Here is a 12,030-nt window from a genome sequence, read left to right on the forward strand (position 1 = left end):
TTTCTCTTTTTTAATAAAATTATGAAATGGAATTTGAAATGCAATAACTATATGTTAATTTTTTTCAACATTTACCTTAAAATTAACCTCATCTATCTCGATTTCGTTAAAATTTGAAAGTGAAGATACAATTTCTATTTTATTTGACAAGACCTCTGCAGAAATATATTCCTCATTTTTCTTGATATTATCAAGGAATGGTGAATTTTCTTCTATGAAGATATTTATTCTGTCAGTCAACTCAAAGTCTTTGTCTTTTCTTAGGTTTTGAATTCTATTAATGAATTCTCTTGCAATACCCTCAGATTTCAATTCGTCTGTTAACGTCAAATCTAATGCCACAGTTGTTTTCCCATCAGAAGTTACTGTCCATCCCGGAATATCTTTTGTTGAAATTTCAACGTCGTTCATTGTTATTTCATAGCCCTGGATATCTATTTTACCTTCTTTTTCTAAATTAGAAATTTGTTCTGCTGAAAATTCAGCAATTTCATTTCCAACCACTTTCATATCCTTTCCAAGTTTAGGCCCTAAAGCCTTAAAATTAGGTTTGATTTGCTTTACAATTAAATGAGAAGCTTCTTCTGCATTGATTAATTGTAATTCTTTTACATTCACTTCCTGCTTGATCAGTTCTGCGACAGCTAAAATCTGTTCTTCAGCTTTAGAATCCAATACAGGAACCAATACCTTTTGTAAAGGCTGACGTACTTTTACATTCTCCTTCTTTCTTAAAGAGAACACCATACTTGTGATCTGCTGCGCCAAATGAGTTTTTTCAACCAGATCCTGATCGATTAAACTTTCATCAGCAACCGGGAAGTCTGTAAGGTGTATTGATTCACAGTTTTCTTTTCCTGTTACCTTATTCAGATCCTGGTACAACTGATCCATAAAGAATGGAGCAATTGGTGCTGATAATTTAGCAACTATTTCAAGACAAGTATATAAAGTCTGGTAAGCAGAGATCTTATCATCAGAATACTCTCCTTTCCAGAAACGTCTTCTGCATAATCTTACATACCAGTTACTTAAGTTATCGTTTACAAAATTACTTATCGCTCTTGCTACTCTTGTAGGTTCATAATCCTCATAGAATGCTTTTACTTCTTTGATCAAAAGATTCAGTTCGGAAAGGATCCATCTGTCAATTTCTGGACGGTTTTCCATCTCTTTTTCTGAATAGTTGAATCCATCCACATTCGCATATAACGCAAAGAAAGAATAGGTATTATAAAGTGTACCGAAGAATTTTCTTCTCACTTCGTCGATTCCTTCAATATCGAATTTCAAATTCTCCCAAGGGTTCGCATTGGAGATCATGTACCAACGTGTGGCATCAGGTCCGTAAACAGAAAGTGTTTCAAACGGATCTACTGCATTCCCTAAACGTTTAGACATTTTCTGACCGTTTTTATCCAAAACAAGTCCGTTACTCATTACGTTTTTATAAGCAACTGAATCAAATACAGCTGTTCCGATAGCATGAAGAGTATAGAACCAACCACGAGTCTGGTCAACTCCTTCTGCAATAAAGTCTGCCGGGAAAGCTTTTTTATTGTCTATTAATTCTTTATTCTCAAAAGGATAATGCAATTGTGCATAAGGCATAGAACCTGAATCAAACCAAACGTCGATCAGATCACTCTCACGATTCATCGGTTTTCCTGATGCTGATACCAAAACAACTTTGTCAACTACATTTTTATGCAGGTCAACCAAAGAATAGTTTTCCTCAGACATATTCCCTATTTCAAATCCTTTGAAAGGATTTTCTTTCATAAATCCTTTTTCAACAGATTTTTCGATCTCGTTGTATAATTCCTCTACTGAGCCGATCACCATTTCTTCTTTCAGGTCATCCGTTCTCCAGATAGGCAACGGGATTCCCCAATAACGTGAACGTGAAAGGTTCCAGTCGTTTACATTTTCTAACCAGTTGGCAAAACGTCCTTCTCCGGTAGCTTTTGGCTTCCAGTTGATCTCTTTGTTCAGATTAACCAAACGGTCTTTTACAGCCGTCATTTTCACAAACCATGAATCTAATGGATAATACAATACAGGTTTGTCAGTTCTCCAGCAATGAGGATAACTGTGGACGTATTTCTCTACTTTAAAGGCTTTATTCTCTTCTTTTAATACGATGGCTAAATGAACATCCCATGATTTCTCAGGAGCAGTTCCGTCATCATAGTATTCATTTTTGATATATTTTCCTGAAAATACTTCAGGAACATTTTTTCCTTTTATAAATCTACCTTGTAAATCTACTAATGGAACAAGATTGTCATTCTCATCTTTTACCAACATTGGTGGAATACCAGCATCTTTAGCCACTCTTGCATCATCCGCACCAAAAGTAGGTGCGATATGTACGATACCTGTACCATCTTCCGTAGTTACAAAGTCTCCAAGAATTACTCTGAATGCCTTTTCAGGAGTTTCAGATGGAGTAAACCAAGGGATCAATTGTTCATATTGAGTACCAGCTAGTTTTTCTCCTGTAAATTCTTTAAGGATCTGATAAGGGATTGTTTTACTTTCTGATGTATAGTTCGCAAAATCTTCCTCTGTTCCTGCAACATATTTTTTACCAAAGTTCTTTTCCAGAAGAACTCTTGCCAATACAATTGTTATAGGCTCAAAAGTATATTGATTGAAAGTTTTAACAACAACATATTCAATGTCTCTTCCTACAGCTAGTGCAGTGTTTGAAGGCAATGTCCATGGAGTAGTCGTCCATGCTAAAATATCTACGTTACCATCTACATCATTGAACAGATCACTGGTTTCTTTCTTAACTCTGAATTGAGCTACTATTGTAGTGTCTGAAACATCACGATACGTTCCCGGCTGGTTCAATTCATGTGAAGAAAGCCCTGTTCCTGCTTTTGGAGAGTAAGGTTGGATGGTATAACCTTTATACAACAATTCTTTGCTGTACAATTGTTTCAACAACCACCAAACAGTTTCCATATATTTTGACTTATAGGTAATGTAAGGATCATCAAGATCCACCCAGTATCCTATTTTCTCTGTAAGGTCATTCCACAGGTCTGTGTAACGCATTACTGCTTCACGACATGCTTTATTGTAATCTTCAATAGAAATTTTTTTGCCAATATCTTCTTTTGTAATTCCTAATTCCTTTTCAACACCCAGCTCTACAGGAAGTCCGTGCGTATCCCAACCCGCTTTACGGAAAACTTGTTTTCCGTTCTGAGTCTGATAACGACAGAAAATATCCTTCAACGCTCTTGCCATTACATGGTGAATTCCAGGCATACCGTTTGCTGAAGGCGGACCTTCATAAAATACAAACTCAGGGCTACCCTCGCGAATTTCAACACTTTTATTGAATGTTTTATTTTGTTTCCAAAATTCCGAAACGTTGTCGGCTATATCAATAAGGTTGAGGTTTTTGTATTCTTTAAATTGGCTCATTGTACTATCTCAATATCGTTGATTAATTAAGTTGGCAAATTTAGTGATTTTTTGTCGGTTTATAATATATGTTTTATTTTGATATCATCTATTAAAAAGTTCAATTTCAGAAATATAAATAAAGCGATCAATTATTTGTGAATTTTAAAATGTAAAAGGGAGATTTTTTTTAAGGTTTTTTCCAGATATCTCTATGACTTTTACTAATTAAAATTGATTACCATATCAATAGAAGTGGGCTTTAGCTCACTTTCAAATTATACATTGTATCATTTGGTTTTAACCAAAAACTTAAAAATATCCTCACGCAGATTTTGAAAGATTATACAGTTTTTTTAAAGCAAAGTTTTAATATAATTATTATTAAGCTTCAGGTAAGCAAAGAAGTGATCAACAAGTTGATCAGACGAAGCTATGTTTTCAAGCTTCGCGAAGCAGATTTATCTGCCTTTACCTCTTAAAATAAAAAGTTAGCCAAATAAAATCTTTGCGTTAAAATAAAAAATAATCATCCGTAAAACCTTTGAAATCACTGGAAAAACAAAGACCTTTTCAGACAGGTAAGGAAAAATTTTGTAAATTTAGGATAACACATAAAAACCATTTGAATGAAAACCTTTTCAAAATCTTTACTCATTATTTGTTATACCATTGGAAACCTGATCTTTGCTCAAAATAACTATCCTCAAAACTACTTTAGGAATCCTTTAAATATTCCGATACAGTTGGCTGCCAATTTTGGAGCAGTCCGTTCCAATCATTTTCATATGGGGCTGGATATACGAACCAATAGTCAGGAAAATCTTCCGGTTGTTGCAGCTGCAGATGGTTATGTGAGCAGAATAAAAGTAGAGCGTTATGGTTTTGGAAATGCTGTTTATGTTACACACCCTAATGGATACACAACTGTTTATGCACACCTGAATTCCTATTTTGATTCTCTCGATGAATATGTAAAGCAGAGACAATACAAGGATGAGAAATGGGAACAGGACATTACCTTTTCTGCCGGACAATTTCCTGTTTCTAAAGGTCAAATGATTGCATTGAGTGGTAATACAGGGGGGTCCGCAGGACCTCACCTGCATTTTGAAATCAGAGATACTAAAACTGAAGAATGTCTCAATCCTTTGCTATTTGGTTTTAATATTCCGGATGGTGTTGCACCTGTTATCAGTGGGTTATATTGGTATGACCGGCGTTTTAGCAGTTATGAGCCAGGTGCCAATGATATTGCGGTTAAAAAAGTAGGTAATATTTATAAAACTGATATTGTGTACGTCAGCTCACCTTCGATAAGTTTGGCTATAAAAGCTGTAGATAAAGCAAATAAGGGATTTAATTTAGGGATTTATGAAGCACAATTGCTGATAGATAATCATTTAATATACGGCTTCAAGATTGATAAAGTAAGTTATGATGATACGCGCTATATCAATGGGTGCATTGATTATGCAAAATTCATTCGCGATAAAATGAGCATTCAGCATTTGTCTGTATTACCTGGGATGAAACTACCTGATTATAGTTTCGGTTCAAATGGAATTATAACACTCCCGGATGAAGCCATTCACAATATCGAAATCGTTATAAAAGATATTAACGGAAACACAAGCAGGTTAACAACGCAGATTCAGCTGAACAAAACTTTAGACAGAGTGTCGTCCGGTTCTAGAACAATAACACCTAATGAGGGAAAAATGGTTAAAACAGAAAACGCAGAAATCAATTTTGATAAAAATGCGGTTTATGATGCCGTCAATTTTTCTATGTCTGAAAGATCCGATCCTGATGCTGTTTCCAATGCTGTCATCTTACATAATCTTTATGTCCCTGTTCATAACAATTACTCTTTAAAGATAAAACCAAATAGAAAATTAACTGGAGAAGAAAAGAATCAAACGGTGATGGAGCTTAATTATGGAAGCGATAAAGAATTTGTGAAAGGAAAATGGAATGGAAACGGGATGGAAGGACAGTTTAAGAGACTGGGAGTTGCAAGACTTCTTTTGGATACTAGTTTGCCTTCTGTTTCTCCCAATTGGAAAGAAGGAATGTTTGTAGGAAATAGTTCACTGCAATTAAAGGGAACAACGAAAATTGGAGATATTGAATCATTTCGAGCAGAACTGGATGAGAAATGGCTTCGGTTTGCCCGTGTAAAAGACAATTTTGTATATGTCTTTGATGAAAATTGTCCAAAAGGATCGGGTTTACATACTTTAAAAGTGACAACGATGAATACCGCAGGAAACATAAATACACAAACTTTTACTTTTCAGAGATAATGTTTAGCTTAAGGCAAAATTGAAAATCATGAATACATTTTACATAAATACATTCTACAAAGTTTTATTTAATAAATTTGCTACTTAAAATTAATATCATTGCAATTCTATCCGTCAATTGAAAAATCAGAAGTTCAGGAAATTAAAGCATTTCAGGAGAAAAAGCTCAAAGAGCTTTTAGCATATCTTGAGAAGAATTCACCATTTTACCAAAGGCTATTTAAAGAAAATAATATCAACATTGGTGATATTCAGTCTTTAGAGGATTTACAGAAAATCCCCACAACATCAAAGAATGATCTACAGGAGTATAATCATGACTTTTTCTGTATTCCACCCAATAAAATTGTAGATTATAGTACTACTTCCGGAACCTTAGGGGACCCGGTTACGTTTGGTTTATCAGACAGTGATCTTGAAAGACTGGCCTATAATGAAGCAATCTCTTTTGCCTGTGCTGGAATACAAAAAGGAGATGTCGTTCAGATGATTACCACCATTGATAAAAGATTTATGGCTGGGCTTGCTTATTTTTTAGGATTAAGAAAGATGGGGGCAAGTGTAGTGAGAATGGGACCTGGGATTCCGGAATTGCAATGGGATTCTATATTTAGATATCAACCCAAATACTTGATTACAGTTCCTTCTTTTCTGTTAAAAATGATAGATTATGCTGAAAAACACGGACTTGATTATAAGAATTCCAGTGTTTACGGAGCTGTTTGTATTGGTGAGAGTATAAAGAATCAGGATTTTACCGATAATATTCTTTCCCAGAAAATTAAAGAAAAATGGAATATTAAGCTGTTTTCTACCTACGCTTCAACAGAAATGAGTACAGCTTTTACAGAATGCGAACATCAAATAGGAGGGCATCATCACCCGGAATTAATTATTACAGAAATTCTCGATGATGAAGAAAATCCTGTAAAAGAAGGAGAAAGCGGAGAATTGACAATTACTACTCTTGGAGTTGAAGCAATCCCTCTTCTCAGATTTAAAACCGGAGATCTTGTAAAGGCCCATTACGAACCCTGCCAATGTGGAAGAAATACATTGAGACTTGGCCCTGTGCTTGGAAGAAAGCAACATATGATCAAATATAAAGGAACCACTCTGTATCCACCTGCAATGAATGATATTTTAAATGATTTTAATAATCTTTTATGTTATCAGATCATTATCCATTCTAATGAAATTGGGTTGGATGAAATTATCATTAAAATAAGTACAGATAGTGAGTCTGAAAATTTTGTAAATGAGGTGAGAGATCATTTTCGTGCAAAATTGAGGGTAAGTCCGAAAATTGAAATTGTTGATTTTGATGTTTTATCTAAAATAGTCTACAATCCGAACAGCAGAAAGCCGATTACCTTTGTCGATCTGAGATAAAGAAGATTTCCCATACCGGCCTCTCTTTTTGCATATATTTGCGAACTGTTTAAAAAGAGTTTGTAATGAAGTATGTAAGAATTGGCGCAGGTTATGAATCTGCCGGGAGATATTTAGGAAGAGAAATCAAAAAAGCTTTAAAATAAAATAAAAACGGTCTGAATTTCAGACCGTTTTTTATTATTGTTGCTTCTCCATTTTGATGAGGCTCGCAAGATTCTTTATAACCGTATCATGCTTTTTTACAAAAGGATTTTCTTTATCCCAGACGTAACCAGCTAAAACTGCGCAGATTTTCTTTTTCACATCAGGGTTTTCCGGTTGATGGAAGAATAACTCCTGAAGATTTCCGGTGTACCATTCTTTTACATAGGTAGTGAATACATCTACACCATATAATATATAATCCGAATATTCTTTTTGCCAGTTTATTGTTTCGCCATTTAATTGTCTGATGGCTAATTTTGCGGCTAACATTCCGGATTCTGTTGCAAACGCCATTCCAGATGAAAAAACAGGATCTAAGAATTCAGAAGCATTTCCTGTCAATGCAAATCCATCGCCGAATAAACTTTTAACAGAACAAGAGTAATCTTTCAAATGTCTTGGTTCAAAAAGGAAATCAACATTTCCGAAACGTTTTACATAATAATCAGATAGTGAAATCGCTTTTCTCAATGCATCTGCTGTATCTCCGTTTTTTATCAGATCCTCAATATAATCTGTCGGCCCAACAATTCCAACACTTGTATTTCCATTTGAAAAAGGAATTACCCAAAGCCAAACTTCCGTTTCAATAATATCAAAGGAAATTAAGGTGCCTTCTGTTCCTTCTTCTCTATTGATATCTTTCACATGAGAGAAAATAGCAGAATGAGGAGATAATTTTGAAGGTTTTTCCAGATCAAGTAAACGTGGTAAAACTCTTCCATACCCACTGGAATCAATAACGAACTTTGCATTGATCTCTTTTGTTTCACCCGCTTTGTCTTTCACAGTGGTTACAGAATCTGTTCCTTCGAATTTGATATCGATAACTTCTGTTTCAAATTCAAGGTCAATTCCTTTATGAATAACTTCGTTAGCTAATGTATTATCAAAATCAGCTCTCGGAACCTGCCAGGTCCAGTCCCAGCCTTCTCCGAACTTATCACTAAAATCAAATAGACATACTTCGTCTCCTCTTAAGAAACGGGCACCCAGCTTTTTTTCAAAGCCCATTTTATCCAAAGCTGGAAACAGTCCGGCTTCATCAAAATGATCCATGACCCGGGGAATCAGACTTTCGCCAACAACCAATCTCGGGAATTTTGTTTTTTCAACAACTTTTACGTTGATGCCGTTCTTCTTTAAGTATGAGGAAGATACACATCCAGATGGACCGGCGCCGATTACTAGAACGTCAACAAACTCTTTAGTCATCTTTGATTTTTTATTTTAATAATAACTTCTATCTTTGCCGCAAAATTAGTGACAAATAATTAATATATTATAAAATTATCTCCTATTACTTCTGATTAATGAAAATAGACAACTTTTTAGCACTGAGGGATTTTCAAAAAATTATCATTGAAAATGAAAAAATCGAACTGGATGAATCACTTTTAACCAGGGTGGAAGCGAGTTTTCAGTTTTTAAAAGAATTTTCAAAGAATAAAATAATATATGGTGTGAATACCGGATTTGGGCCAATGGCTCAATTTAAAATAAGCGACGAAGATACTCATCAGCTTCAATATAATTTAATAAGAAGCCATTCTTCAGGAATTGGAAACCCTTTACCTGCTGAGGAAGTTAAAGCATGTATGCTGGCAAGATTAAATACTTTGTCACTAGGAAATTCAGGAGTCCATAATTCAGTGGTTTATTTACTTAAAGAATTAATAAACAGGGGTATTACGCCATTGGTTTTTGAACACGGAGGTGTAGGTGCAAGTGGGGATTTGGTTCAGTTGGCTCACCTGGCTCTTGTATTAATTGGTGAGGGTGAAGTTTTCTATAAAGGAGAAAGAACATCCACTAAAAAGGTTTTTGAGATCGAAGGACTAGAGCCTATCAAAGTTGAAATCCGTGAAGGACTGGCATTGATGAACGGGACATCCGTAATGTCTGGTATCGGAGCTGTCAATGCATATAAAGCGAATCAGCTTACAGAAATATCCATAGAACTTTCTTGTGCTATTAATGAAATCGTTCAGGCTTATGACGATCATTTCTCAGAAGTTTTAAATGGAACTAAGAAACATTATGGCCAGCAAAAGATTGCTGAAAAGATGCGTGCGCATTTATCCGATAGCAAGCTGATCAGAAAGAGAGAAGATCATTTATATACCCATTTTGAAGAACAGGAAAAAGTATTTAAAGAAAAAGTTCAGGAATATTATTCATTAAGATGTGTTCCGCAGATCCTGGGACCGGTATTGGATACACTGGAATATACTGAAAAAGTGCTTGAAAATGAGATCAATTCTGCCAATGACAACCCGATCATTAATGTTGAAGATCAACATGTTTATCATGGTGGAAACTTCCATGGGGACTATATCTCATTGGAAATGGATAAGTTGAAATTGGTTGTTACGAAACTGACAATGCTTGCTGAAAGGCAATTAAATTATCTTTTGAACTCAAAGATCAATGAAATTTTACCTCCTTTCGTTAATTTAGGTAAATTAGGGTTTAATTTTGGTATGCAGGGGGTTCAGTTTACGGCAACGTCTACCACAGCTGAAAGTCAGATGTTATCCAATTCAATGTACGTTCACAGTATTCCTAATAATAATGACAATCAGGATATTGTAAGTATGGGGACCAATGCTGCCGTTATTTGTAGAAAAGTAATAGAAAATGCTTTTGAAGTGTTAAGTATAGAGGTGATTACTATTGTTCAGGCAATTGAATATCTGGGCTTTCAGGATAAAGTGTCCACCTCTACAAAGAAACTATATGATGATATAAGAAAAATAGTACCTGCTTTCTCTGATGATATGATTATGTATCCTTATCTGGAAGAAGTAAAGCAGTATCTTAAAAATACAAAAGCATGAGAAAAATTGTAATTCTTTCATTAATGATTTTAGGGCAAAGCATATTTGCTCAGGAATTGGCTTTAGTAAAAGAAAAGGCCAAGATAGGATATATTGATAAATCCGGAAACTACAGTGTGCAACCCACCTATGATAGTGCAAAAGATTTCTCAGATGGATTGGCTGCTGTAAAAGTAAAAGATAGTTGGGGGTTTATAGGTAAAGATGGCCAAATGGTAATAGAACCATCATTTTCAAGAACAAGAGATTTTAATGATGGTCTTTGTGCTGTTGAACGTGATGGAGCTTGGTTTTATATTAATAAGAAAGGGGAAAAACAAACAATGCCTTATTCTGATAAGATCTATGATTTTACCAGTGGCGTAGCCGTCATGAAGGTTGGAAATAAGATCGGAGCATTTGATAAAGCCGGAAAAGTTACGATCCCTGCAGAATACGATGTGATCAAGCCTTTTCAAAATGGCTTTGCCAGAGCTTCAAAAAACGGACAATGGGGAATAATTGATACGAACGGAAAAGTGATTGTTCCTGTAGAATATAAAGATGTAGGAGAATATGTAAATGGGGTAACCTGGGCACAAAAAGAAAAATCATATGGCGTTATTGATGGGAATGTATTTACAGTAGTAGAAGGAGCCGATAAAATATGGGATTTTGGAAATCAAACCCTTACCTATGCCCGTAGAAATGGGAAGGTAGGCTTTGTTGATAAGGCAGGGAAATGGATTATAGAACCCAAGTTTGCTAAAGCAAGAGCTTTTAATCAAAACTTAGCTCCTGTCTTCGAAGGAGGTAAGTGGGGATACATCAATATTGAAGGGAACTATGTTGTTGAGCCATCTTATAATGATGCCGAATCTTTCAGTAATGATGGTCTGGCACCTGTAAAAGGGAAAAGTTGGGGATTTATTGATACTTCCGGGAAATTAGTTATTCCAATGGAATATGATATTTCTATAAGCTTTGGGTTTACTGAAAAGAATAAAGGTTTTAATGGCGGAGTTTCCAGGGTTAAAAAATCTGGTAAATGGGGATTTATTGATACAAAAGGAAATTTATTAGGAAATAAATGGTTCTATAACGCAGAGCTTTTTCACAATTAAAACTAACACTAAGACATGAAATGTGCAATTATAACAGGAGGTTCCAGGGGCATTGGAAGGGCAATCTGTTTAAAACTGGCTGAAGAAAAAAGCTATCATATACTCATTAATTACACCTCAAATGAAGAGGCAGCAAAAGAAACGCTGGCTAAAGTTGTAGAGCTTGGCGCTACAGGTGAGATTCTTAAATTTGATGTAGGAAATGCTGAAGAAACATTGAAGGTGTTGGGGGAATGGCAGGAGAATAATGCTGATGCGCTGGTTGAGGTTATTGTAAATAACGCGGGTATTACAAGAGACGGCTTGTTTATGTGGATGAAAAGTGAAGACTGGAATAGTGTGATCAATACAAGCTTAAATGGATTTTTCAATGTAACGAACTTCTTTATTCAGAAGTTGTTGCGTAATAAATATGGAAGAATTATCAATATGGTTTCAGTGTCCGGGGTAAAAGGGACAGCGGGACAAACCAATTATTCTGCAGCAAAAGGAGCTGTGGTAGGAGCAACAAAAGCATTGGCTCAGGAAGTGGCTAAAAGAAACATTACCGTAAATGCTGTAGCTCCGGGATTTATCAGAACAGATATGACACAGGAATTTAATGAAGATGAATTAAAGGCAATGATTCCTGCAAATAGATTTGGAGAGGCAGAAGAAGTAGCTGATTTAGTTGCATTCTTGGCTTCCAGAAAAGCTTCTTACATTACTGGAGAAGTTATTAATATTAATGGAGGTATTTACTCATAATCATTATTT

7 protein-coding genes are annotated in these 12,030 nt (G+C 35.3%); 5 read left to right on the forward strand and 2 right to left on the reverse strand.

Annotated elements, in window-relative coordinates; all coding sequences use genetic code 11:
- Window positions 1-54: 54 nt before the first annotated feature.
- A complete protein-coding gene (gene ileS, locus JHL15_RS04730) occupies window positions 55-3,444 on the reverse strand; it encodes an isoleucine--tRNA ligase (RefSeq protein WP_200243561.1) in 3,390 nt (1,129 codons plus the stop codon).
- A 608-nt stretch (window positions 3,445-4,052) separates the two neighbouring features.
- On the opposite strand from ileS, the gene JHL15_RS04735 reads away from it, so the two are divergent.
- Window positions 4,053-5,732, forward strand: a complete 1,680-nt coding sequence (locus JHL15_RS04735) for a M23 family metallopeptidase (RefSeq protein WP_200243564.1) — start codon at window positions 4,053-4,055, stop codon at window positions 5,730-5,732.
- A 99-nt stretch (window positions 5,733-5,831) separates the two neighbouring features.
- The gene (locus JHL15_RS04740) at window positions 5,832-7,124 is read left to right on the forward strand and encodes a phenylacetate--CoA ligase family protein (RefSeq protein WP_200243577.1); all 1,293 of its coding nucleotides are present in this window, start codon (window positions 5,832-5,834) and stop codon (window positions 7,122-7,124) included.
- 180 nt (window positions 7,125-7,304) lie between these two features.
- On the opposite strand, the gene JHL15_RS04745 is transcribed toward JHL15_RS04740, so the two are convergent.
- Window positions 7,305-8,546 carry an NAD(P)/FAD-dependent oxidoreductase gene (locus JHL15_RS04745; protein ID WP_200243588.1) on the reverse strand — a complete coding sequence of 414 codons (1,242 nt, stop codon included), beginning with the start codon at window positions 8,544-8,546 and terminating at the stop codon, window positions 7,305-7,307.
- 98 nt (window positions 8,547-8,644) lie between these two features.
- On the opposite strand from JHL15_RS04745, the gene JHL15_RS04750 reads away from it, so the two are divergent.
- Genes JHL15_RS04750 through fabG form a run of 3 tightly spaced genes read left to right on the forward strand, consistent with a single transcriptional unit; the run spans window position 8,645 to window position 12,021 of the window.
- Complete coding sequence (locus JHL15_RS04750; protein ID WP_200243590.1) at window positions 8,645-10,171, forward strand: HAL/PAL/TAL family ammonia-lyase; 1,527 nt, start codon at window positions 8,645-8,647, stop codon at window positions 10,169-10,171.
- On the forward strand, window positions 10,168-11,274 hold the full coding sequence (locus JHL15_RS04755; RefSeq protein ID WP_200243592.1) for a WG repeat-containing protein: 1,107 nt from the start codon (window positions 10,168-10,170) through the stop codon (window positions 11,272-11,274). The genes JHL15_RS04750 and JHL15_RS04755 overlap by 4 nt, the downstream gene beginning before the upstream one ends.
- A gap of 15 nt (window positions 11,275-11,289) precedes the next feature.
- Complete coding sequence (gene fabG, locus JHL15_RS04760) at window positions 11,290-12,021, forward strand: 3-oxoacyl-ACP reductase FabG (RefSeq protein WP_200243593.1); 732 nt, start codon at window positions 11,290-11,292, stop codon at window positions 12,019-12,021.
- The last annotated feature ends 9 nt before the right edge of the window (window positions 12,022-12,030 follow it).

Source organism: Chryseobacterium paridis, assembly GCF_016595215.1.
Lineage (GTDB): Bacteria > Bacteroidota > Bacteroidia > Flavobacteriales > Weeksellaceae > Chryseobacterium > Chryseobacterium paridis.